This is a genomic window from Methanolobus vulcani (assembly GCF_006546655.1).
GTDB lineage: Archaea > Halobacteriota > Methanosarcinia > Methanosarcinales > Methanosarcinaceae > Methanolobus > Methanolobus vulcani_A.
Map to the genome: position 1 here is coordinate 1 of NZ_VIAQ01000013.1, position 24,924 is coordinate 24,924.

The window sequence follows — 24,924 nt, forward strand, 5'->3', positions numbered from 1 at the left end:
AGATATGTTGACAGAGAGACGATGTGTTTATCGAAGTTCTCAGTAGTTTATTACCCATTATCAAATGATTTTTATGATGCACGAAGACCGAAGCAAAATGTCAGAAAAGACCTTGAATATGAAAGGGGCTATTGATTCTTTAAGAGAAGAACTGGAAGCAATTGACTGGTACAATCAAAGAGTTGATGCATGTACTGACGAAAATCTCAAGAAAATCCTGATTCATAACGCAGACGAGGAAAAAGAACATGCAGCAATGCTTCTCGAATGGATCAGGTAGAATGATGATGCTTTTGCACATGAGCTTAAAGATTACCTTTTCTCTGAAGAAGAAGACATAGCAAGCCTTGAAGAATAAGGCTTAATCTCTTTTTTATTTTTCATTTCCATAGGACAACTTTTAAGTATAGTCTAGCAAAAAATAAGCAATTAATATCTTAAGAAGACGAAATAATTATAGAGTAGAGGACCAAATGTCAGTCACTGAAAACATAACTTCGATCCTGAATGAACTTGGAAACACAAAACTCATCTGTGTTACAAAAACCGTTGACCCTGATAGAATAAATGAAGCTATCAAAGCAGGTGCAGCTATAATTGGTGAGAACAGGGTTCAGGAGTTTGAGGAAAAATCTGACAGACTTCTTCCATGTGAAAAGCACATGATAGGACATTTGCAGACTAATAAGGTAAAAAAGGCTGTAGAGAATTTTGATGTAATCCAGTCAGTAGACTCCCTGAAAGTGGCTCTGGAAATAGATAAAAGAGCAGAGGATGCTGGTAAGGTTCAGGAAATCTATCTTCAGGTAAATATCGGTGATGAGTCACAGAAATCAGGTTTTGAACTTGATGAGATCAGGCAGTCAATAAATGAAATTGCATCACTCAAAAATATCCGGGTAACAGGAATGATGTGCATTCCACCTTATGTTCCACCTGAGCAGGCACGTCCTTATTTCAGGAAGATGAAAGCCCTTTTTGATGAACTGAAGGTAGAAACACAAGGGAAGTTCGATAATATTGACCTAAAAGAACTTTCTATGGGAATGTCCGGTGATTACCGGGTTGCCATCGAAGAAGGAGCCACCATGGTTCGCATTGGATCAGCTATTTTTGGCGAGCGGAATTATTGAATCTGATCTCAGATATGAGTGATAGGTTTTGAATCTTTCAGGTAATAATCATATAGTTCTTTACCCCATTGTCTTCCCTGCGGACTCTGACAAAGCAGTTGCTTATTGCTGAATTCATCATTACAGAACAACAACCTTATAAGTAAACCTCCATCAGTTACGGTGAGGGAAGAGATACCTACTTCTTTTTCATATACGTAGAATTTTACATTATCATAAGCGATATAATGTCTGAATTCATCAGTCCATTCTTCAATCAATTTATTTACCAGGTCTCTAGTGAAAATAATCTCAACATTGATGTTATTATCTGCAAGTTGTCCCAGAACCCATGGACAGGCCGGATGCATGAAAGTAAATACAAAATAGACCGTTTTTGACGCTAATGCAACCTTGAAGTAATCTAAATTAATCTCCTGCGCATTGATAATAGTCGGTTCAATTAACTGACATTCCCTGATATCACTGATTCTTTTCAGGAATGTTTCAGGTATGCCTCCAACTTTGTGTGTAGCTAAATAAATATTGTTCTTATCGAGAGTTTCAAGAGTATTCAGGAAAGTTTTCATTTCATCGGCCACAATTTTACCAATATTTGTGAGTCCGTAACTATCACCTGATTTATAAATGAGATTACTTTCTTTGAGGATTTTCATCTGTGGGAGCAAGGCTGATCTTGTGGTATTAAGACTGGAAAGTATGATTGGCATTTCCTTTTGCCCATCATCTAACATTAAAAGCACACTCTTTCTTTTTTCAGAGTTAAAAATAACATCAAGCAAGTCTTTTTCCATACAATCATACCTTCTGGTAATTTAGAAATAAACTCACCAATCTAATAAATCTCATCGAAAAATCCCAACCAAAATAATATTATTTTTCTTTAAAGCATAGTAATATTTCACATCTACTTTAAAATCTATATAATATTAATAGTTTCATATGGTAGTTATCCTGACAGCATCCTTCATGAAATGATCAAAAAGATCCATGCTCCACCTGTAAGCTTCCGGATGACAACCGTAAAGGTGCTTGCTACTGAACTCATTATTGCTGAAAGGAAGTCTCAAAACAAAACACTCATCACATATTGAAAGGGAGAATAACTTGAGTTCCTTCTTGTAAATATAAATATTGATTTTTTTGTTGTGCAATGCATTTTTAAACTCATCAGTCAACTCATCGGTTAATTCACTTTTAAGTTTGTCAAACAAATCCCTTGTAACAATTATAGTAATATCAGTGTTTGTGTCAATATGATTGACAATCAGTTCACGAAATGTAGGGTGTATGAAAGTGGAAATAACTCGTAATGAACTAGAAACTACTGCCTTTTCTAAAAACTGTTTATTTGTTTCATATGTGTTTACAAGATTTGGTTCTATTATCTGAGAATTCCTTAATTCATTTATACGCCTAAAAAGATGATCCGGAATTGACTCGGTATTATGCATAGTTAAATAATCACTATGTTTGTTAAGTACCTCGATTGTATCAAGAAACGGTAACATCTTGTCAACCACAATTTTACCAATAGTGGTTAGTCCATAAGCATCACCAGATTGATAGACAAGAGCATGATCCTCAAGAATCCTTATCTGGAGGAGTAGTGCCGGTCGATTTGTATCCAATTTTTCTAAAAGAATTTTCATTTCCTTTTGACCGTCTTTTAACGTAAGAAGTACGTTTTTTCTTTTCTCAGAAGCAAATATAACATCTATTAGCTGTTTTTTTTTCAAAATGCAACCCCCATGAGAAAGCATAAAATAGCCTAACCATTAAAGTGAAGCTTAAGTTTATCAGTAGTTTAATTTGTATTTCTTTTCCTAAACATGAATACATACTACTTCATAAGCTTTTATATTTGTACCTGCTCTTCTCGTTGTTTTGTTAACAACAGTCAGTAATATATTTAATATTTAGCAAGTATCTTTCGTAACAAAATATCTAAAAACGCATGCATCCTTTATTCGGAACATACACTAAGTTCTTTCATAGCAAATCCATTTTCTGAGATTGAAATAAAAGGCTGATTCCATGGATTGTAATCTATAGTGAGAGAAACAGAAGAATTATGATCAAGCGTGCTTTTCACGTGACACCCACTTTCTTCATCAAAAAAATAAGTCTTTGCAACAAGAATTAGTGGTTTTGGTTTATTAAAAGTTTCTTCTGGTCCAATATAATATTCGTTTTTATGTACTAATTGGTTTTGTGGATTGAATATTTCAACTGTGACCTTATGACCTACAGTATCAGTATTCTTAATTTGATAAAATGGTGTGGGTGTACCAACTATAAAAAAAGGCAGTATCACATATAATATGAAAAATGAAATTAATAGACCTCCCACAATCTTGTATGCTGTTTTCATGTTTTTACCCACTATCCAAACAATCCCAACTCATAAATAGAACTTAATAGAAGAAATTGCTAGCATACTATTTTATTCTATTTATTTTTTAATATAGAATAAAATATAAAGAATTAATCTATTTCAATATCATATACACTTAAAAGTGAGATTACTTCAGGAATAGAAAACTTCGTTTTTTTGAGGAAATTGTTATTGGGGTCTATATTATAATTCTTCGCATTCCTGAACGAAGCACCGCTCATGTTTGTGTTCCTGAAAAGACTGTTTGTAAGATTGGAACCTTCAAAATTTGTATTTTTAAGACCTGTATTTACAAAATCACAATCATAAACCTGGCAGTCAATAAAGTCGGTGTTTTCCATATCCATATCCGAGAATATGCAATATGAAAGGTAACAATTCTCAAATCCAATACTGAATATGAAATTGTTGCATTTTGAAAAATCAAGTCCTACAATTTTGCAGTTCATAAACCTGACATCCTGTAGCCTGCTATTATTCAGGTCAACGTTGGATAATTTGCAGTTATCAAAACTGCAATCAATAAATTTTGTGTTCTTGAATGATTCATCTGCAAAATCAATATCCTTGAAACTCTCTTCCTCAAACTCCTCGTTATGATATTCCATGGGTTATTAGAGGAGATAATAAGGTATAAAGAATCTTCTTAAGGACATAAGAATTGGCTGTTATCAATAGTTAAAAGGATGTTTCTCTTATCAGTAAGTATCTGAATACATTCAATATTGGCTTGAAGGTTTGAATGGGATTATGGTTTATTTTATCTATGTACAATGCCTTATGAAAAATCAGGATCATTATCACGTTTCCAACAAAAATTGGAAAACTTTTTCCAGTTTCGCAGGCGCGTCTTCAATATTTCTTGTTAAAAAATTTTATATGAATTATATGCCTATTGGAAATTAGATTTCATATTGAAATAGTAAAAGATTCATATGATACATACAAAATAATTGAGAGAATACTTTCTTTAATATTGAGCTAAAATTAAATTTATTATAAATATGAATAAATATCAAACGACTGTGGTAATATGGATGAAGAATCCGAAGAACAATTATTAAAGATACTTTCCAACCCAATAAGGGCGACCATTATCAGGAAACTGTACAATGACAGTTTGTCTTTTACGCATCTTATGCAGATTACGGGATGTAAGACCGGGCAGTTGAGCTTTCATTTGAAAAAATTGGAATATCTTGTGGAACAGGACGAACTGAAAAGATACAAACTTTCAGAAAAGGGAAAAGAGGATGTTGAGATCATTCTGCCACGTCTGTCGAAAAATAACGCGGAAGATTCTGAAGACCGACCTGATGTATATTTTGCTTTCATGATGCTTCTGGAATCTCTTATCTTTTTCATAAACAGCTGCATCTCTGAACTAAAATATATTTTTGTTCATTCATGGAAGTGTGTTATCGGCATCTGTTCAGGTGTAAACCTATATGTCACAAACCTTGTAAATAATTCCAGAATACGTTTGAAACAGCCTAATTTATCGTGGTACCAGACGAGTCTGAGATCTTTTACTAATGGGTTAGGGCGAATAATCGATACAATTGTAAATTCCATTAAATCAATTATTATTGTAATAATAGAAGCAATCAGACAGTGGATAAATCCGTTATTCAGCTATTCCTTTATGGTGGTAGGACTTATGTTGTTCATACCTGCAGTGTTCATATCTGTGAGTCCAGGGTTTGACCTGTTATTCAATTCTGCGGATAACGCTAACCGAATAATACAGTTTATTGATGACACTGTATTTGCTGCTTTCAGTATATCTCTTGTCATGATGCTTATTGGCGGATTAGTTACCTCCGAGAAGAGAATGCTCTTGAAACGATTCCTGTTATCAACAATATCAGCATCCATGTTACTGATTGTTGTTTCAGTCATTCTGTTGATTGATATTAATACGAAAATCTATCAATCTTATGAAGTAATATCTTTTATTTCAAATCTCTTGAGAAATATCATCATTTTGCTCTTGCTGATTACATTTTCCACTACAGGCACTTTTGTATATGTACAAAAGATGAAAAGCGATTGGTTAATCCAAACTGATGATTAACAAAAATGGAAGAGAGTCAACTTATCATAAGCATACCATACGAGAAATTAGTTATGAAGATTTAAATCAAGATTTAGGTAGAATAAAGGAAAAGTCATTGATAAATTGATTAATGTTCCTAAAAGTTAGCAGATAAAATCAAATTTGAATATATATATCGAAGGCAAACACATTGTACATTTACGAATGATTAAATCCGGTGAATCAGAATATCATCAGTCCAATAAGAAAAGATACCAGATTACATGTAAATGATAAAATCAAAGCTCGTTGAAGTGTCACTTTCAGAACAAAATAATAAATCACTGCTTCTATCACAAAGACTGATATTTCACCAATTAAAGCCAGATTTTCGTATGAATTAATGAACTGAGGTAACAGGAACCAGAGGTAAGGAAGTGTTGAAAACGAAGAGAAAATACCAACAAATAAAAGAAGAGAATTGCTTATAGCATCAATTCTGAAGTAGTATCTTACTAACAGGAAAAGGACTGATGTCTCTATTAGTATTGTCAGAAAAAGAGAAAACAGGAACAAATACTCGTATAACATTTACATGAAACTAATATTTATCTGGATTATTTCAACAATCATTTCCAAATAGTTTTCTTATGAAGCACAATATTGAATCTTTAAAAGATGATCTGTTTTCTGATGTTATATCAATTTCTGTCTTATTCAGTTTGCTATCTTCCTGTAATTCAATACCATAATCATTTGAATTGTTATTTTCAACTTTTCCTTTTGACTCGTTAATAACTGACCTAATGCTAGGTATTTCAGGTTCATTGAAAGTTTCCTCTCTATCAATAACTGATCCATAAAAGGATATTCTTCTTTCTTCATAAAGTATGAGTGCTGTATCATTAAACCCTGCTACAGAATAGTATCGTTCTTCTTTTGTCAATGGATTAGCAACAACAGCATAATCCCAATTTACATTGAAATCAAAAGTATAAGGCAATATATTAGGATCTGACTCAAAATCAATGTCATCTAATCCTATGCTGTCAAAATACTCTTTCTCGATGGCATAGACCGTAAGTGTATTAGCTTTATAGAATTGTGTCAGGCAGTCACTGGAATTAATAATATATGGATTTTCACACTGGATAACCGGTCCTGTTATGTATCCCACAAAAACAACATCGGGATAATCACTAATATTACTGATGCTTACACATCTATCGTAAGTTTTCGTTCCTGGAAATAGGACATCAGCATTTGCAGATGGTATAAGCATTAGTAATAATATTATTAATATAACAAAGCACTTTTGAAATTTCATGTTGTTTCCTCATCCTATTCAATGTAACACATTAAACATATAATATTATTTTGGATAAAATAGTATTTTCTTATAAAAATTATAGAATTTTATTATGCATAATAACCCCTAAATATAACCCACTCGAAATAATATATATCGGGAAATGTGGAGGGTAAATATGAAAAATAAATTACTGATTGTACTGGTTCTATTATCCATAATTTTAATTGGTGCATCCATAGTATCGGCTAAATCAAGCTATTTGTATGCTTTTAATCAGCATTATAACACCGGAGACACGGTACTTGATACATGTGATGTATGTCATTCAGGACCAAACGGAGGATCTCTTGACTCATATGGAAGAGCATATTCTCAGACCAGAAGCTTTGCAGTAATTGAAGAACAGGATTCAGATGGAGATGGATTTACCAATCTAGAGGAAATTAATGCTTTAAGATTCCCTGGAGATTCCAGTGATTATCCTCAAATTGAATCTACAAATGCAGAAAATACAACTGAAGAAGTAACTGAACTTGTAGTTAATGAGACAACAACAGTATCAGTCGAAGAAACTACAACAAATGAAACTTGGGAACAGGAAACATCTGAAATCGGAAATGAAGAAAGTACAGAAACTACCGAAAATACTACAGGTAATCAGCAATCCCCGGGATTTGAAACAATGATTGCTGTTTTTGGAATAATAGTGGCTTTCTATGTAAAAAGGTAAAACATGAATGAAGAAAAAAGACCTGTTATCAAAGTATCAAAAGATGGCTCTGTAGAAATCCTCATTTAGACGACAAGTATAACCTTGACAGGTATGTCAAGGTTATGCACTAGTATTTTGAATTAAAACGCCTTTAGCTCCTACCAACTACACTGCATCAACTATCTTTTTTTCTCAAATTTAATTCCATGATCTCCCTTGTGAGGTTTTGTGTGATCAAATAGGTTTAGCAGAATATCTGCTGGAATTCCATTTGGAAATGCGTAACAAGTCAAATCACCTTTATGATGTTTACATAAAAAGCATATAGGTTTTGGAAGTAACATTTAGATCACGTTTTAACTTCAAATCTTTTGTTGATTTCAAGCCACCTCTATCATTAGAAAATATCACTTTATTAAGAACACCGTCTTGATATAATAGGAAGAAACACCAGCTATCTTGCTGGTGTTAATGATACCACTCCTCCATCACGATTACGATATAATTAATAATGAGTATTGTAATATATAGCACTTTTTTTTGTGAAATTATAACGACATTATTAATTCATTCGACATTATAATTAATAATGCAAAAAGCTCTGTAGAAATTCTCTAAATTCAAGCGATTGTGCAAGTCAATAAAACATCTATCCGTTACTCAGAATGGTGATTATTTTTGCCGAATTTTAACTATAGATACCGATTTCAATAGGTTTTCTACAGAGCTCAAGAGATGGTCCTTTATGAAAGTTCACTAAAATAGAGAAAGAGTAACTCCAGGTAAACTTGAAATGATGCTGAAATTGAATTTTTTTAGATATGCCTCATTTTTAACTTTCTATTATCTTATTTATTATAAATTGCATATTTCCTCTTTTTTCGAGATTTAAACCAACAAGAAAAGACCCTACATGTGCATCTTTTTCATAAAGTATTTTGGATTTAATGTAACCATCTGTTAACCTCGAAGGAGATGCAATTAAAGCCTCAGATACATAGTTTATATTTTCAGCTTCATTCCATGTTTTAGCGTTGATTATCATCTGTAGTGCTTCACTTGTATGTCTCATATTTTTTATTTTGCTGAAGTTGACTACAATATTACCAAATACACAATACTCATTTGAGTTTATGTATTTCTTAATTTCATCTGCATCACTGATATCTCTTCCAATGACCTCTCCCCGGTACATAACCTTGAGATTATCAGTTGGCCATTCATATTCCATGTTTGTCACAAAAGCTAGCAGAATGTTTGCCTCAAGGGCTTTTTTGACTCCGATATTGTGTTTCCTGCCAAGATGCAATGAGTTCATTTGTTCATCTTTTTTTTCAAGTTTCATTATAGCCTTAATATCTTCATAGTCAAGGATGAAGGCTTTTTCTATTCCTTTGGTGGCATGAAGCATTTCTATGGCTTTTTTAGCGATCAATGAATTCAAAATGATTCCTCCACTGGATAAATCAATTTCTTTGATTCCAAAAAAAGCTGGTTAAAAGCAGATTCTGTTCTGCCAATGATTTCATGGATAAGCTTAATCTCAGGTTTTACCAGAGATCTAACTATATCGATCAGCCTGTAATTAAGGTCAGCCTCTTTTTTGTAGATATAAGTCTGCCAGAACAATCCATTTTTATGTATTTCATAAGCTGCATTTTTGTATTCAACTATTTGTGTATACATATTAAACCCCACACAAAAAGCAATGATTAATAATGTTAATACTAATAACAATTAGCTGCAATGTATAAATAATTGTATGGTAATTTGTAGTGTGGATGTAGTATAGAACAAGTAGTGCCTGTATGAGGCAGGGTTCTATCAGAATTCGTTCTATATCAGTACTCAATTATTTTTTTGAATCAATTGGCACTGTAAAAATGAAAGTGCTTCCCTTACCAACTTCACTTTCAACATCAATTTTACCAGAATGCATCTCCACGTAATACTTAGCAATAGAAAGTCCAAGTCCGGTTCCACCGTGAGTACGGTTTACAAATGAACTGACTTGCTTAAATGGATCAAATATAGCTTTTTGTAGTTCTGGTGGAATGCCAATGCCATTGTCAGATACTGATATCTCAACATTGTTATTCACGATTTTTGAATTAAGCAACACTTTTCCCTTGTTTGGTGTAAATTTGATCGCATTGCTAAGAAGATTGAATATGATCTGTTTGATCTTCATCCTGTCGACGTTTATTTCCAGCTTTTCAAATTCACTGTTGCTTTCAAAATCAATATTCTTCTCTTTAACCAAGGGTTCCGTTAGTAAAATAATTTCATCTATTATTTCTTTGAGATTGGTTATTTCAGGCGTATATTCCATTTTGCCGGATTCTATTTTTGAAATATCAAGAATGTCATTGATAAGTTCTAATAAATGATTGCCACTTCTCTGTATATTAGAAACATAATGCATTTGTTTCTCATTCAGATCACCAAATATTTGTTCATTCAACATTTGGGAGAATCCAATAACAGAATTGAGTGGTGTGCGAAGTTCATGGCTCATATTTGCAATGAATTCCGATTTGATCTGGTTTGATTCTTCTGCAATGGCCTTCGCCTGAAGAAGAGCCAGTTCAGTATTTTTTCTTTCAGTTATATCCCTGCATGCACAAAAAGCCAGTTTCTGACCGCCAAGGATCGCTCCGTTAGAACTGATTTCAACATCCAGTAAAGTCCCATCCTTTCGACGGTGGCGTGTCTCGAATGTACTGCCTGATTCATCAACCTCTTTTACGATCTCAAGTATCTCTTCACGTGTCGAAATGCATTCCCAGTCCCATATGTGTAACTGGAGTAGTTCATCCATGGAATATCCCAGCATATCTGCATATTTCTGGTTAGCCTCAACAACCTCAGCCTTGTTGTTAACAATGACAATTCCATCATTGGATTGTTCAAAGAGGATACGTCTCCTGATAGTTTCTTCTGTTATTTTTCCTTTAGCCTCTTTCACAGCATCCAGTACCTGATTGAAACCCCTGGGTATTGGTTCTAAATCAATACCCACATTAACATTTGCTCTCTTGTCCAGATCACCCTGAAGTGTAGCATTGGTTATGTCATCAAATTCAGTAACTATTTTTTGAATTTCACCAGAAATAGATCTCCTTAGAAGGAATGCAGCTAAACCACCAAGGAATCCAAGAACTAAAACAGCCATTATTAAACTGTTCCTGATTGCCAGTAGAGGGCCTGCAAACTCTTCATAATAAGTATTTGATACTATATACCAATCATATGGCTCATAGTACGTGTAGCCTGCAATTTTTTTGCGCCCCTCCCACTCATAAGCAATAATACCTTCTTTGTTATTGATAATATCTTTTGCAAAGTCATACTCGAAGATATTCTCGCCTTCTATATTGGGGTGAATCACGAGATTTCCTGCAGAGTCTATTATATAGATATATCCGTTCTCACCTACAGCAATTTCACCCATATGGTCTCTTATCGTACTGATAAATGGATCTTCAAGAACACCAACGTAAAGAATACCTATGATCTCACCAGCACTATTTCTGATCGGTTCGTATGCAGTCAGATACCAATCATTGACCACCCATGCTCTTCCGTAGAACGTTTCACCTTTGTTGACAACTGTATCATACACAGGTTGCGACACTGTGGTACCGACTGCTCTTTCCCCCTCATTATTGATAACGTTGGTAGAGATTCTCACAGCTTCTCCGTCCAGCACCTGAAATACAGTAGCAGTTCCTCCTACCATATTTCTTACATTATCGACGATCTCAAAATTATTGTTGACAACATAATCTTCCCCTAATACCATTTGTCCATCAACAATTTCAGGATTACCTTTTGAGTAAAAAACGGTCCTTGCAACTCTCAGGTCACTATTTACTTTATCTTGTGCAAGGGAGAAAGTAGACTCTATGTAAAGTTTTTCAAGGAATAACTGGTCATTCATATGCTCTTCTAATTGAGACAAAGTACCTGCTTCTGTTTGCTCGTAAGCATAAAAACCAACAAGCATTACAGGTAATATCGTTAATAACAAAGATACTAACAATATTTTATGACTGATACTTATTTTATTAAGATTCATCCAGCATACTCCAGATATATCCCAGATTATAGATGAAACAATTTCACCTGAATATACACACCAAATCTGTTATTTCCATTACAACATAGTATGTATCTAGTATTCAACGTATCCCACTAAGGATATTTAAATTCAATCGGCGTTGTGAATGTGAATGTACTTCCCTTTCCAACTTCACTATCAACCCAGATCTTACCATGATGCAATTCCACAAAATTCTTACATATTGCAAGTCCAAGCCCTGTGCCTTCATATTGTCGGGAAAGGGACGAATCAAGCTGACTAAATGGCCTGAAAAGTTTGTCCTGATCTTCTGTAGAGATTCCAATACCTGTGTCTATCACAGATATATGAGCTACATTTTCTTTCCTCTTTGCTTTGATTGTTACAATGCCCCCGATATCTGTAAACTTTATTGCATTATTAATCAGGTTGTAAAGTAGCTGCTTAAACATTCTTCCATCTGCAGTTATAATGTCGAGTTGAGGTTCAATTTCTAGTTTTATCACGATCTCTTTATCAGATGCAAGTGGCTGCATTAAAGAAAGCATTTCTTCCAATAAGCAATGAACAGAAACTTCCTCTGGTTTTAGTTCAATCTCTCCCGCTTCTATTTTAGAGATATCTAAGATGTCATTTATAATTCCCAGAAGGTACCTGCCGCTATTGGATACATTGCTTATGTATCGGAGCTGTTTGTCGTTTAATTCTCCAAAAATCCCGTCAAGAAGGATATCTGAAAAACCTATTATTGAGTTAAGAGGAGTTCTAAGTTCATGACTCATTGTTGCAAGGAATTGCGACTTTGCTTTGTTGGCATATTCTGCTTCATGTTTTGCATGTAGCAAGTCCCTTTCTGCCTGTTTGCGTGTGGTTATATCTCTGCATACACAAAAACATAGATTCCGATTCTCAAAAATAGCTGCATCTGCACAGATATCAACGTCATATAGAGTACCGTCCTTACGGCGATGTGTGGTCTCAAAGTGAGAAACCTGTCTATTAGTTATATTGACCATGCCCTTCAATTCATCACGTGTGAACCGTGCATCCCAATCCCATATATACAAAGAACTAACCTCTTTTAAGGAATAACCAATCATCCTGGCAAACGCCTCATTAGCTTCGTAAACTTTTCCATTATTGTCAATGACAACAATACCATCACTAGATTGTTCTATAAAGATCCGTCTTCTGAGATTGTCTTCAATAATTTTGGTTTCCAACTTTTTGCGCTCTGTTATATTTCTGATAACAACCAGGATTGCTGGAAGTTCTTTGAAAGTAATTGGACGAAGATTAAGTTCAATTTGTTCCAATGAACCGTCTTTACATCTACTGTGAGTTTCGAACATTCCTCCGCCAGATGCTATTTTTTCAGTTACTTGTTCATGTAATGTTTTTCTGAATTCCAGAGGAATTATGTCATACACATTCATCTGAAGCAGTTCTTCTTTAGAATAACCTAAATCATCACAAGTAATCTGATTAACCTCTAAAAAATGACCATCTATATTGGTGATGACAATTCCATCATTTACAGAATTAAATATAATTTCATAGGTATCTTTCAATTGTCTTCTCCTGCATGTAATAACGGCTACATAAAATGTATAATTATAGTAGTATATATAAATTGTTAATAAAAAATGGTTAAATTAAAGATTAACTAAAATTTAAATCAAAAATATTTATTAAATACTTTTGAATTTGGAAACTACACTATCTGAAATAATATGTACTTCCATTGAAAACACCATCCCTGTGATACTGGCAATGACAAAGCTGGAAGGTATAGTCTCATAGTTAATTCCAGCTATCAGGAAAACTGCAGCAACTATTATCAGCAGATTAAGCACAATGGATAATGGTCCTATGACAGGATGATGTGATAGGCCCCTGTGCTTGAATATTTCTTTATATGGCCACCAGATTCCCTTTAGAATTCCCCATCTTATATAGGGTTTGCTGTTGATATCAAGATCAGGGCTCAGGAATAACGTAGCAAAAATGTAGGCCGCTGAGAATATAATTATTGTATAATTATCCAGATATGTGATGAACGGGTCAATACCTTCTCTTACTGCATAATAAAAACCAGCTAGTACTATCGTCAGCACTGCTGCATTTATAGCATCATGTGTTTTTCCGTCTGGAATACATTTCATCCCCTAAGCTGTTGCTCATAAAAGGTATTAACCGAATAATATATAATCTTCTTCCATTAATAGTAAAAATCTGGAGGGTAAACGTTGATATTTGCAGGGAAATTGATAAGAATATTAATAGTTCTGACAATGGTTACAATAGCAATTTCTGTTTCTGCCTGCATGGAAAAAGATCTGAGTCGGGAAAATGATTTCGAAGATATGGTAACCAATGTCGAAAGTATCTCTAATGTAACATGGGAATGGGCAGGCATTATTGAAGTAGATGTAAAAGAGCCGCTAGTAGTTCCTGACCCTAAGAAATATACTATCAAATTCATGGAAAATAGCACATATTACATTGTTGCAGACTGCAACACCGGAAGCGGCACCTATGTACTTGATAACGGTAGCATAAAACTAACTCCCGGACCAATGACACTTATGGCATGCGGAGAAGGTTCTGTTGATGACAAGTATCTTGCATATCTTGAAAATGCGGACCTTGTGGTACTTGAGGGAGAGCAACTGAAACTATATCAGAAAGACAGTGATGACAGAATGCTCTTTTCATTGCAGTATTGATCATCTGAAATTAATGCATAAAATATAATTCCGTTAATTACCATTTTAGCATCAAATGGACGAAGAGAAATTTAATGAACTGAAAACATGGTTCTATACCTATGTCAGTTCATTTTACACAGATGATAGTTTCATTCAGCAGAATGTGATACTAAAAGAAGAACACAGTACAAGGGTTTGTGAAAATGCATCCCTGATAGCTGCTTCTGAAAAACGAGGAAAAGATGATTATTTTCTTGCAAAGACAATTGCACTTCTCCATGATGTAGGACGCTTTGAACAAATAAGCAAATACCGGACTTTTAAGGACAGTGAATCTGAAAACCATGCTGTTTTAGGTGTAAAGGTTCTGAAAACTGCAGGCGTACTTTCAATTCTTCCAGCAGACGAGCAGAGGATAAACCTGCTTGCTATTGTAAATCACAACAAGTTTCAAATTAAAGGTAATCTGGATGAAAGAACTCTTTTTCATGCAAAACTCATAAGAGATGCAGACAAACTTGACATCTATAAAGTTCTGCTGGATCACTATTCTCAAAAGGATGAAATACCAAATCCTGCTCTGTATTTGGGACTACCGGACAAACCTGAATACTCCCCGGTAATTGTAAGTGAGATTCTGGATAACAAGGTTGCAAGTGTCAGTCATGTCAAAACCTGCAATGATATGAATCTCACCCGTCTGGCCTGGCTTTTTGATATGCATTTCAAAGAAACTTTTCGTCTTGTAAAAGAACGTGGGTTTATTGATAAGCTGATAGCAACATTACCACAGAACGATGAAATCAAAACGCTCCAAGATCACCTCAACGAATATATGGACTTGATTTTAGAGAAACATTGAACATATTTTCCGGAAGAATAAACAAGTGGTAAAGAAATTGCACACGGATATACAATCATTCTGAAATTGTTCTGTTTTTATTGTTGGTCACAACAAAAGTGTTTTTTGGCATGGAGAAGTGGGAGCAAAGCATGGAAGGTGACCAACAATAATATGTGCGGGATGAAGTGATGGCTTGTGGGGTGGGTTTTTAGTTGGTACCTGGATGTAAAGCAGGTTATCATCCCGCGCTACCTTTCTATACATCAATATTCATATTTAAAAATGTTCGACTCAAAACAACTGACAAAGGGTTTTATTGTAAAAGAAAATAAAACATACACAGGAAATTTAAAAGAGACAAGGTGAAACTATACCTTGAACAATAGAATTAAATCCACATCAGCATTAATCATAAAACAATATTTATCCCTTTACTCCATACATTTTATACTCAGAATTAAGTAATATCTTCAAAGAGAACTACAGGTGACCTAGTATTCAGAATTCTAAACGATTTTTACCGGTGTTTTTTATCGTAATCTTTTTGCTGACTTTTTTATCTGGTTGCATTGATACGCAAACACAGAATGTCTCAGAAGAGAAGTATTCGGAGCAAAACACCAGCATAGAGTCGGTCAATGATTTTGAACCAGTGTATTATACGCAGACACTCAAAAGAACGGGTGTGCTGGAGATTGATAATGGTTACTCCTTGAAAATACTGAATATTAGCAAGCAAAACAAAAATATCCTCATATCTTTTAGAAAAGATGGGAATGAATATGCTACCGGTACCCTGTTTGAAAACAAAACATACAACATAAAGGATACAAACGATGATAATAGCATTTACACCATCACTATAGTTAGGATATATGACAACAGTTTTTCTGTTGACCTGAGTTATACCATATATCCTGAAATATTCCTTGAAACCGGAATATATGAAGGTAAAATCACCCAAACAGATGTGAAAATTAACAGTGACAGTATAACACGGTATTATCGCTGGGAGTATGACAATACTGACTTCTCAGTTGGATATGAATATAATAAGGATGCATATGATGCATATTCCGGGAGAAGTCGTAACAGGAATTTTAGTCATTTCGTGAATGACCCTTATGATGATGAACTTATATCCATGATTACAGAACAAATGGCTGAGCTTGCAGAATCAAATGGTTACAGCAGGGATGAGGTTCCTTATATTGTAATGGCTTTTGTGCAATCTCTTCCTTATGTGAGTGACAGCGCTTCCGCAGGTTACGATGAATATCCGCGTTTTCCTTTTGAAACTCTTTATCACGGTGGAGGGGACTGCGAAGATTCATCTATACTTCTGGCAGCCTTGCTCTATGATATGGGGTATGGAGTTGCACTGGTAGAGTTCCCAGGGCATATGGGTGTAGGTGTTAAAGTTGCAGATTCTCTGGAAGGCAGTTACTTTGATTATTCAGGAGTCCGTTACTATTATCTTGAAACTACGAATTCCGGTTGGGAAGTAGGAATGATACCCGATGAATACACAGGAGTTGAAGCTTCAGTTCAACCTGTTCTTAAGTCGTATCCTCAACTTCAAATAGCATTCAGTGGCAATGCAAGAAGGATCAAGTATGTTACCTATGCAGACCTTGAAATTGAAATAACTAATGTTGGATCTGATGTTGCTGAAGATCTTGTAATCTACACAACTCTTGAAAGCACAACAGAAAACATGGTATGGGATGAGCTCAGAACTGAAACTCATGAAGGTCTGGATGTTGATGAAACTGTGAACTACACAATATCCAATCTTAAAGTACCGGAAGGAAATACCTATCGTGTGGGGATATGGGCATGGGGCTCAAACTCTGAGACTGAATATGTTTACAGTGACTGGACTACAGCCTGAAATTGTAAATTAAAAAAGAAAAGAAGGATATTCCTTCTTTCTATCAGATAACATATGCTTTCAAAGGCGGCAAGCCATTAAAAGCAATGGAACTGTAACTCTGGGTATAAGCTCCGGTAGTGAATATGTAAAGTCTTTCATTTTCATGCAGGCTTTCAGGGAACACATATTTGTGGTCTTCATAAAGAATATCCATACTATCACATGTAGGACCTGCAAGGATTACTTCTTCTTCGCATCCTTCACTTTCGGAATAAATAGGATACTTAATGCATTCATCAAGTGTTTCTATGAGTCCGCCAAACTTTCCTATATCAAGATATACCCAGTGGTACTGATTAAGTCTGGCTTTCTTTGAGACCATTATGACTTCTGTCACAATAACACCTGCATCAGCAACCAATGACCTGCCAGGTTCTATTATAATCTCCGGATGTTCCTCACCAAAGTCTTCCTGTATAAAACGAAGAATCTCGTGTGCATATGTCTCAAGTTCGTTAGCAGGTGACATATATCTTGCAGGAAAGCCTCCACCCAGATTAATCATTTTAAGCTTAATGCCCTCAAGGGCTACTGCCTCAAAGAGGTATTTACATTTTGAAAGTGCATTATCCCACTGTCCTATATCACGCTGCTGTGAACCTACGTGGAAAGAAAGTCCGTAAGGTTCAAGTCCCATTGCATGTGCTTCGACAATGAGTTCATAGATTACATCAGGGTGAGCACCGAATTTACGTGATAGTGGCCAGTCTGCACCGTCACTTTCGGTGAGCAGACGGAAGAACACACGTGATCCGGGGGCATTTTTTGCAATCTTCTGGAGATCACTCTCAGAATCTGTTGCAAACATTCTGACGCCTTTCTGATATGCATATGCAATATCTTTTTCCTTTTTTATGGTGTTACCATAACTGATCCTTTCCGGAGAAACACCAAGTTTCAGAAGCTGGTCAATCTCGTATACTGTAGCAGCATCGAAATTGGAACCTTTATCTTTAAGAACTGAAATGACTTCATCAAGAGGGTTTGCCTTTACCGCATAATATATTTTTACATAAGGCATGTTCTTGATAAGCTTATCATACATTTTCTCCACTTTGGACAGGTCTACTATAAGAAATGGAGTCTCTTTATCTTTAGAAAACTCTTTCATCTTCTTAAAGTCAGCCTCTGATGTGAAATCACTCAGAGGAAAGGTATATTGCACTTTTCTCATATCTACTTCCTTTTAATTTTTAAATAAGCATTATTTATAAATATTGAAGTTAATAAACTCTTTTAAATTAATATTTTGAATAAATACTTGGTAAATCGTGCTTATTATCATTTTAAGTATTTAAAACTGATTCTCCACTAATTCTAATAAAAAAAATACTTAAGAAATAGAAATATAGCATGTTAGCTACATATTTAATAAAATCAACAGTTAATACCTTTAAGATATAACTATAATATCGTTAATTACAATGAAAATGAGATTCATACCCTATTAAGGGGTATGATAAAAAAACAAATCAACAAAATCCTATTAATCATCAATAATCTCTTTACTGTATGGAAATGAAGCCAATTCTAATGTCGTATTTACCAGAATCTGCTGGCTTAATGGCATTGTAAGTAAAACGCCTATTATATAGATGAGTAAATTGAAAGCAACAGGCCATCCCAAAAATAAACCTGCATAATATGGAAGCACGCCCACAAGAGCCACAAGACCTACTATCAGACTGATTATTACACTTGCTGTGATGTTTGACTTCACAATTGCAGCGCTTTCAGACAAAGCATCTGTCACATCATATCCTTTGGTAACATAAAGAGGAAGCATGTAGAGCATGAAAAATACAGGAATCAGAATTATACAGATAACTGCAAGATAGAGTATGCCTGCTATTGCCAGAGTTACTGATTCAGGTATAGAGGAACTGGAGGAACCTAGAGTAAATATAATGCCAAATGAAAGTATTCCGACAAAAAATAACAATATCATTGCCACAATTGAGAGCAAAACGGCGATTATCATCACAAAAAGCATGTATTTCCAGCTACGAACAAAATTGCCGTCTCTAAATCCATCCAGAATATCCATTCCGTTAACCACTTCATTTTTTGCACCTTTTGCAATCATCATAACAAACCCATAATGCAGTGGGGGAGCAGTGACAAAAAATATAGATCCAACACACATAATTATTGTTGCGATTACATAGGCGACAAAATTGTTCAAAACTGCTTTAAATGAATTACCTAAAAGATTACCATACTCCATTTGATCACTTTTATTTTAGTTTATTTTCTAAAAAACAAGAATAATTAGTGGATGTATCCTATTCTATTAAAAACTATGTCAATAATTTGACATTAGATCTAAAATAAAATGCAAAAACATTTGAAGTATAAGTTTCCTGAGTTAATGGGAGATTACTGTTTTGAATCTATTAATTGCAGCATCCGGTTTCCTTTTGATTGCATTGTGTATTCTTCACATTGTGTATGGAGAAAAGAAATATTTCAACACTAAAGAAAAAAGAAGTATTGCCGGTTATGTTCCCTATCATCAGATTTCAGTTTTAATGTTTCTTGAAGGTACAGGAATGATCTATTCCGGATTCAATTTCAATTTGCAACTCTCAGTTTTCATCTTACTTTTAATTCTTACAAGCCTGTCAACTTTTGTGGTAATATGCATTAAAGAAAATGAGGCGGAAGTGATTAAAGCATCAATGCCCCAATTCATTCTATTTGGAATTGTTATACTGCTTATTTTTCTTGGGATTTCCCGGGAAATGACAGTCTGACTCTTTTTCTGCCAAAAGCTAAAATACATTGCATGCTCTTTTTTATTTTATGAGTTCAATTCACGAAGATCTGGTCAAATCGCTCAACTCCAAACAGAAAGCATATGTAAATCTGGAACTGCCTGATCCGACAAACGGTGAATATCTTCTCGGTGTTTTTCATCTAACACCCGGTGGAAAATTCAATATTCTGCAGGCAGCTGCTGAAGTTGCAGCCGAATCATCAACTGGCACTAACTTTAAGGTGAAGACAGAGACTCCTTTTTCCAGGGTAATGAATGCCCTTGTATACCAGCTTGACCTGGAACGTGAACTCGTATGGATTGCATATCCATGGAGACTTTTTGACAGGGGAGGAAATGTACAGAACATTCTCACCTATATCGTGGGTAATATTCTTGGTATGAAGGAAGTATCAGCTCTGAAACTTCTGGATGTATGGTTTCCTCCATCAATGCTTGAACAATATGATGGTCCAAGCTATACAGTAGATGACATGAGGAAGTATCTTGATGTCTATGATAGGCCAATCCTCGGAACTATTGTCAAACCAAAAATGGGACTCACATCTGCCGAATATGCGGAAGTCTGCTATGATTTCTGGGTTGGCGGCGGTGATTTTGTTAAGAATGATGAGCCGCAGGCCAATCAGGATTTCTGTCCATACGACAAGATGGTCAAACATGTGAAGGAAGCAATGGACAAGGCTGTTCTTGAAACCGGACACAAGAAGGTTCATTCATTCAACGTATCCTCAGCTGATTTTGACACCATGATAGAAAGATGCGAAATGATAGTCAATGCAGGTTTTGAGCCTGGAAGTTATGCATTCCTCATCGATGGAATTACAGCAGGCTGGATGGCTGTACAGACACTAAGAAGAAGATATCCCGGTGTTTTTATTCACTTCCACAGGGCAGCTCATGGAGCATTTACAAGGCCTGAAAACCCTCTCGGATTCTCTGTACTTGTTCTCTCTAAGTTTGCAAGACTTGCCGGTGCTTCGGGAATCCACACCGGTACGGCAGGTGTTGGTAAAATGAAAGGCACACCTGAAGAAGATGTAGTTGCAGCACATGAGATTCAATACATGAATGCAGAAGGACACTTCTTCAAACAGAGCTGGTCCAAGATACCTGATTCTGATAAGGATGCAATCAATATCGTAAATATAGATATGGCACACCATGTTGTGCTTGAGGATGATAGCTGGAGAGGTATGAAGAAATGCTGTCCAATCGTCTCTGGTGGACTTAATCCTGTAAGACTAAAGCCATTTATTGACGTCATGGGAAACGTTGATTTCATAACCACAATGGGGTCCGGGGTACATGCCCATCCGGGAAGTACACAGGACGGAGCTAAAGCCCTTGTACAGGCATGTGATGCATATCTTCAGAAAATAGATATTGAAGAATACGCTAAAACTCACAAGGAACTGGCACAGGCAATTGAATTCTTCACAAAAGCGTCAAAGGACGCTATGTGATTTTTTTCATGAATATTGGCTTTATGGTTGATATTGTAAAAAAACTACTTTCAATTTTTTCTGCATTTCGCAGCCCTCATTAAATTACCCATAATAACTTACAATTTTTTATGGATTTTAAACAAACTACTAGATTTGATTTTTTAGACTATTATCAAAAATGAAGCTTTATAGTGCATTTAATCGACTAAATATAAAGTATTATAGCTTTATATATATTTCAAACCTTTATTCTCATTTAATCTGGAATTAAAGCTTTATTTTACCTTTTTTATTGTAAGTATCTTTATATTTGCATTTGACAATCCTCGAATTGTAAGATCGCATGTTAGCGTAACACCAACCACCAACATCACCAACCACAAACAATGTACCACCATATATATTGTACACCAAACAACATGCGATCTTTCTGACAATCACAAATTCATATCGTCTACCGGCAAAAAATCACCTGGAAAAAACAACATCAAGAGATACTTGAAGACGATCAGAATTACAAGGAGGAAGGAAAGGAATGGAACCTATTCGAAAGTTCAATCGGTTTGAATTAAAGTATCTGCTCTCAATGGAGCAGACACGCGAATTTAAACAGCAGATAGAGGCTTACATGCTTCCTGATCAATATGCATGGGATTCCGGGGTCTATGTAATATCAAGTCTGTACTATGACAGTCCGGATCTTCAATGTTATTGGGAAAAGATTGATGGACTGAAATTCCGGAAAAAGCTTAGAGTTCGCATATATGAAACCGAAGAGAACCTAACAGAAGATTCCATGGTTTTCGTCGAGGTAAAACAACGTTACGACAAAACAATACAGAAACGCAGGATCGCAATACCTTACAGGGATGCTGTGACACTCTGCGACGAGCATCATCTTCCCGATGAGTATGATGAAAGAGACAGACCCGTCATGGAAGAGGTACTCGGAATGATTGAGGAAAGAAAACTCCAGCCAACACTCATCACAAGTTATTTCAGACACGCGTATACTGGCACGGATTTTGACAATGGACTAAGAGTAACCTTTGACTCAAACATAAAGTACAGGGTTAATGACCTGGACCTGGCCTCCAAGAATCCTGGAAGATATATAGTATCGCCTGACCGGGTGATCCTGGAGATAAAAGTCAATGAGAGAGTACCTTACTGGCTTACAGAACTCATTGCTCAGAACAACTACAGACTCATTAGAATTAGTAAATACTGTACAGGGATAGATGTTGCGAACGAGTTCCCCCAAAAAATTGAGGTTTACTAATGACAGTAGATATTGAAAGTCTGTTCGATTTTGAAGACTTAAGCGGTACCTTCACAGCCACTGACGTTGTTGTGGGCCTTGTTTTAGGTTTCATATTATTAGCAGGCATCGGATGGCTATACAAACGCACGCACAAAGGGACATCTTACACTCAGAGTTACGTTCATACTCTCATTATGATGGGACTGATCGTAGATGTCATCATGCTCATTGTAGGTTCGAACATTGCACGTGCATTCTCACTTGTCGGTGCGTTGTCCATCATACGTTTCAGGAACGCAGTGAAAGAAATCCGTGATATTGGTTTCATATTCTTCGCTATGGCAATCGGTATGGCAACGGGTACAAAATTCTACATGCTGGCAATCATCGCAACCTGTGTGATAGGCGCCCTTATATTCATAATGTTTGAATTTGACTGGTTTGCAAGACCTGCCATGAGCCAGGTACTGAAAATACAGATCGATAAGGATGTTGATTTTGAAAAACTATTTGACAGGACATTCGTCAAATACACACAATCAGCAGAACTCATAGGAATAGATTCAGTCCGCTCCGGAACAGTGACAGAACTCGTATACAGCATAATACTCAAGAAAAATGCCAGCAAGCATGAGTTCATCCAATCCATCAAAAGTCAGAATGGAAATCAGAAAGTGTTCCTGATAACCGGTTACAACACTACAGACCTCTGAAGCTGATACAGAGGTGAGGAAGATGAACATAAAAGGAGGAAGAAAATGAAAAAGTATATTTTGATCGGGGGAACTTTACTGGCCCTCTTACTTATTTTTTTAAGTGTAGGAGGAAGTATCGTCCCCACAACTACAGAAGAAAGCAATGATGATCTAAGTGGTGAAGGAAGTATTGTCTCTACAACCACAGAAGAAAGTAATGATGATAGTTCCATATATGCAGCAAGCTCAGAATTTACTGACAGGGACCTGGAACAAGAAGCTAATCTGGAAGATGCAACATATGTAGAAGTGGAGTCAGACACTGATATTACAATCTCAGAAGAAGGAGTTTATGTAATAAGTGGAGAGGCTACTGACGTTACTATTTATGTAGATGTAGAAGATGAAAGCAAAGTCCAGATTGTCCTGGATGGTGTGAACATCGTTAATGATGATATGCCAGTTATCTATGTCAAGTCAGCAGACAAAGTTTTCATCACTATTACCGATAGTGAAAACTATATGGAAACAGCAGGGGCTTTTGTTAGCGATGGAGATACAAATCTCGATGCAGTCATATTTTCAAAAGATGACCTGGTTTTCAATGGTGTCGGATCTTTAGAAATTGTTTCGTCAGAAAACGGAATTAGTAGTAAAGACGATTTGAAAATAACCGGAGGAACATATTATGTTACTTCAGAACTGGATTCTTTTGAAGCTAATGATAGAATCCTCATATACGATGGAACATTTGATGTTGAATCTTCAAAAGATGCCTTCCATTGTGAAAATGATGAGGATGATAGTTTAGGAAACATCTACATTTACGATGGAACGTTTGAAATCAATGCAGCTGATGATGGAATAACTGCTGCCGGATTTATACAGATCGATGGCGGAAATATTACAATTACAAAAGCCTCTGAAGGAATTGAAGCAACTTATGTCGTAATCAATGATGGTAATATTGATATTTACGCAACCGACGATGGAATCAATGCTGCCAGGAAAAGCACTAGCTATGATGTTGAAATCATCATAAATGGCGGAACCATAAATATAGAGATGGCAAGCGGAGATACTGATGGAATAGATGCAAACGGCTCGGTAACTATCAATGATGGTTATATAACGATCTCATGTAATTCCGGAATTGATGTAGATGAAGAGTCTTACATAAATGGAGGAACTGTGATCGTAAATGGCGAGCAAATATATGAGATACAAGCAGAAATGATGGGCGGCGGTGGAATGCATGGAGGGCCAGGTGGGGGAAATATGCCGCCTGGAGGAATGCAAAGATAATGATTTAATTACAGTATAAAGTGTGACTTTATACTGTTTTTTTAAAATAAATAGAGAAAAAGAAAAGCTAGTGGGAATTCTTAATGACAATAACCCCGGTCATAAAGACCTGAATCCCCTTTGCTCATACTCCATTATGAATGTGAATAACGAAAGGTTCTAAAGCCCGAACGTAACAAACCTAGTGTGTGGTTGTGGGAGTAATGTGGCAGGTTTGTTATCGTTCATGTGCTTTGTACGTTTCGCTTTAGTTTCTTTCAATCAA

At 35.6% G+C, this 24,924-nt stretch carries 25 protein-coding genes; 12 read left to right on the top strand and 13 right to left on the bottom strand.

What is annotated here, in order from left to right; translation table 11 throughout:
* Window positions 1-76: 76 nt before the first annotated feature.
* Window positions 77-280 carry a ferritin family protein gene (locus FKV42_RS06810; protein ID WP_394348053.1) on the top strand — a complete coding sequence of 68 codons (204 nt, stop codon included), beginning with the start codon at window positions 77-79 and terminating at the stop codon, window positions 278-280.
* A 193-nt stretch (window positions 281-473) separates the two neighbouring features.
* Window positions 474-1,133 carry a YggS family pyridoxal phosphate-dependent enzyme gene (locus FKV42_RS06815; RefSeq protein WP_154809497.1) on the top strand — a complete coding sequence of 220 codons (660 nt, stop codon included), beginning with the start codon at window positions 474-476 and terminating at the stop codon, window positions 1,131-1,133.
* Between the two features lie 8 nt (window positions 1,134-1,141).
* Here FKV42_RS06815 and FKV42_RS06820 read toward each other — a convergent pair whose 3' ends face one another.
* The 4 genes from FKV42_RS06820 to FKV42_RS06835 all read right to left on the bottom strand — a co-directional run bounded on the left by FKV42_RS06820 (window position 1,142) and on the right by FKV42_RS06835 (window position 4,139).
* Entirely contained in the window at window positions 1,142-1,927 is a 786-nt protein-coding gene (locus FKV42_RS06820; protein ID WP_154809498.1) for a helix-turn-helix transcriptional regulator, read from the bottom strand.
* A 144-nt stretch (window positions 1,928-2,071) separates the two neighbouring features.
* The gene (locus FKV42_RS06825; RefSeq protein WP_196214074.1) at window positions 2,072-2,872 is read right to left on the bottom strand and encodes a helix-turn-helix transcriptional regulator; all 801 of its coding nucleotides are present in this window, start codon (window positions 2,870-2,872) and stop codon (window positions 2,072-2,074) included.
* Window positions 2,873-3,099: 227 nt separating this feature from the next.
* Window positions 3,100-3,507, bottom strand: coding sequence for a hypothetical protein (locus FKV42_RS06830; protein WP_154809500.1), 408 nt, complete (start codon window positions 3,505-3,507; stop codon window positions 3,100-3,102).
* 113 nt (window positions 3,508-3,620) lie between these two features.
* Entirely contained in the window at window positions 3,621-4,139 is a 519-nt protein-coding gene (locus tag FKV42_RS06835; protein ID WP_154809501.1) for a pentapeptide repeat-containing protein, read from the bottom strand.
* 425 nt (window positions 4,140-4,564) lie between these two features.
* Here FKV42_RS06835 and FKV42_RS06840 point away from each other — a divergent pair, with 425 nt between their 5' ends.
* A complete protein-coding gene (locus FKV42_RS06840) occupies window positions 4,565-5,608 on the top strand; it encodes a winged helix-turn-helix domain-containing protein (RefSeq protein ID WP_154809502.1) in 1,044 nt (347 codons plus the stop codon).
* Between the two features lie 204 nt (window positions 5,609-5,812).
* Here the strand turns inward: FKV42_RS06840 and FKV42_RS06845 are convergent, their stop codons facing one another.
* Together FKV42_RS06845 and FKV42_RS06850 are read right to left on the bottom strand one after the other, a co-directional pair.
* Window positions 5,813-6,160: a hypothetical protein gene (locus FKV42_RS06845; RefSeq protein WP_154809503.1), complete on the bottom strand. Its 348-nt coding sequence runs from the start codon at window positions 6,158-6,160 to the stop codon at window positions 5,813-5,815.
* A 31-nt stretch (window positions 6,161-6,191) separates the two neighbouring features.
* Window positions 6,192-6,896, bottom strand: a complete 705-nt coding sequence (locus tag FKV42_RS06850; RefSeq protein ID WP_154809504.1) for a hypothetical protein — start codon at window positions 6,894-6,896, stop codon at window positions 6,192-6,194.
* 160 nt (window positions 6,897-7,056) lie between these two features.
* On the opposite strand from FKV42_RS06850, the gene FKV42_RS06855 reads away from it, so the two are divergent.
* Window positions 7,057-7,611, top strand: coding sequence for a hypothetical protein (locus FKV42_RS06855; protein ID WP_154809505.1), 555 nt, complete (start codon window positions 7,057-7,059; stop codon window positions 7,609-7,611).
* Window positions 7,612-8,425: 814 nt separating this feature from the next.
* Here the strand turns inward: FKV42_RS06855 and FKV42_RS06860 are convergent.
* From FKV42_RS06860 to FKV42_RS06880, 5 genes are all read right to left on the bottom strand, one after another.
* Window positions 8,426-9,037, bottom strand: coding sequence for a hypothetical protein (locus FKV42_RS06860; RefSeq protein ID WP_154809506.1), 612 nt, complete (start codon window positions 9,035-9,037; stop codon window positions 8,426-8,428).
* The gene (locus FKV42_RS06865; RefSeq protein WP_154809507.1) at window positions 9,034-9,279 is read right to left on the bottom strand and encodes a hypothetical protein; all 246 of its coding nucleotides are present in this window, start codon (window positions 9,277-9,279) and stop codon (window positions 9,034-9,036) included. The genes FKV42_RS06860 and FKV42_RS06865 overlap by 4 nt, the downstream gene beginning before the upstream one ends.
* Before the next feature lie 166 nt (window positions 9,280-9,445).
* Window positions 9,446-11,674: a Cache 3/Cache 2 fusion domain-containing protein gene (locus FKV42_RS06870; protein WP_154809508.1), complete on the bottom strand. Its 2,229-nt coding sequence runs from the start codon at window positions 11,672-11,674 to the stop codon at window positions 9,446-9,448.
* 116 nt (window positions 11,675-11,790) lie between these two features.
* Window positions 11,791-13,248 carry a PAS domain-containing protein gene (locus tag FKV42_RS06875; RefSeq protein ID WP_154809509.1) on the bottom strand — a complete coding sequence of 486 codons (1,458 nt, stop codon included), beginning with the start codon at window positions 13,246-13,248 and terminating at the stop codon, window positions 11,791-11,793.
* A 120-nt stretch (window positions 13,249-13,368) separates the two neighbouring features.
* Window positions 13,369-13,842, bottom strand: coding sequence for a metal-binding protein (locus FKV42_RS06880; protein ID WP_196214075.1), 474 nt, complete (start codon window positions 13,840-13,842; stop codon window positions 13,369-13,371).
* Window positions 13,843-13,926: 84 nt separating this feature from the next.
* On the opposite strand from FKV42_RS06880, the gene FKV42_RS06885 reads away from it, so the two are divergent.
* From FKV42_RS06885 to FKV42_RS06895, 3 genes are all read left to right on the top strand, one after another.
* The gene (locus tag FKV42_RS06885) at window positions 13,927-14,406 is read left to right on the top strand and encodes an META domain-containing protein (RefSeq protein WP_154809510.1); all 480 of its coding nucleotides are present in this window, start codon (window positions 13,927-13,929) and stop codon (window positions 14,404-14,406) included.
* A 55-nt stretch (window positions 14,407-14,461) separates the two neighbouring features.
* Complete coding sequence (locus FKV42_RS06890; protein ID WP_154809511.1) at window positions 14,462-15,250, top strand: HD domain-containing protein; 789 nt, start codon at window positions 14,462-14,464, stop codon at window positions 15,248-15,250.
* Between the two features lie 526 nt (window positions 15,251-15,776).
* The gene (locus tag FKV42_RS06895; protein ID WP_154809512.1) at window positions 15,777-17,126 is read left to right on the top strand and encodes a transglutaminase-like domain-containing protein; all 1,350 of its coding nucleotides are present in this window, start codon (window positions 15,777-15,779) and stop codon (window positions 17,124-17,126) included.
* A 43-nt stretch (window positions 17,127-17,169) separates the two neighbouring features.
* Here FKV42_RS06895 and FKV42_RS06900 read toward each other — a convergent pair whose 3' ends face one another.
* Both FKV42_RS06900 and FKV42_RS06905 read right to left on the bottom strand, forming a co-directional pair.
* Entirely contained in the window at window positions 17,170-18,342 is a 1,173-nt protein-coding gene (locus tag FKV42_RS06900) for a type III PLP-dependent enzyme (RefSeq protein WP_154809513.1), read from the bottom strand.
* A 312-nt stretch (window positions 18,343-18,654) separates the two neighbouring features.
* Window positions 18,655-19,257, bottom strand: a complete 603-nt coding sequence (locus tag FKV42_RS06905; protein WP_154809514.1) for a hypothetical protein — start codon at window positions 19,255-19,257, stop codon at window positions 18,655-18,657.
* 298 nt (window positions 19,258-19,555) lie between these two features.
* On the opposite strand from FKV42_RS06905, the gene FKV42_RS06910 reads away from it, so the two are divergent.
* The 5 genes from FKV42_RS06910 to FKV42_RS06930 all read left to right on the top strand — a co-directional run bounded on the left by FKV42_RS06910 (window position 19,556) and on the right by FKV42_RS06930 (window position 24,659).
* Window positions 19,556-19,924: a hypothetical protein gene (locus FKV42_RS06910; protein ID WP_154809515.1), complete on the top strand. Its 369-nt coding sequence runs from the start codon at window positions 19,556-19,558 to the stop codon at window positions 19,922-19,924.
* Window positions 19,925-19,973: 49 nt separating this feature from the next.
* A complete protein-coding gene (locus FKV42_RS06915; protein WP_154809516.1) occupies window positions 19,974-21,413 on the top strand; it encodes a ribulose-bisphosphate carboxylase in 1,440 nt (479 codons plus the stop codon).
* Window positions 21,414-21,930: 517 nt separating this feature from the next.
* The gene (locus FKV42_RS06920) at window positions 21,931-22,677 is read left to right on the top strand and encodes a polyphosphate polymerase domain-containing protein (protein WP_154809517.1); all 747 of its coding nucleotides are present in this window, start codon (window positions 21,931-21,933) and stop codon (window positions 22,675-22,677) included.
* Window positions 22,677-23,372: a DUF4956 domain-containing protein gene (locus tag FKV42_RS06925; RefSeq protein WP_154809518.1), complete on the top strand. Its 696-nt coding sequence runs from the start codon at window positions 22,677-22,679 to the stop codon at window positions 23,370-23,372. The genes FKV42_RS06920 and FKV42_RS06925 overlap by 1 nt, the downstream gene beginning before the upstream one ends.
* Before the next feature lie 45 nt (window positions 23,373-23,417).
* Window positions 23,418-24,659 carry a carbohydrate-binding domain-containing protein gene (locus tag FKV42_RS06930; protein ID WP_154809519.1) on the top strand — a complete coding sequence of 414 codons (1,242 nt, stop codon included), beginning with the start codon at window positions 23,418-23,420 and terminating at the stop codon, window positions 24,657-24,659.
* Window positions 24,660-24,924 lie beyond the last annotated feature (265 nt).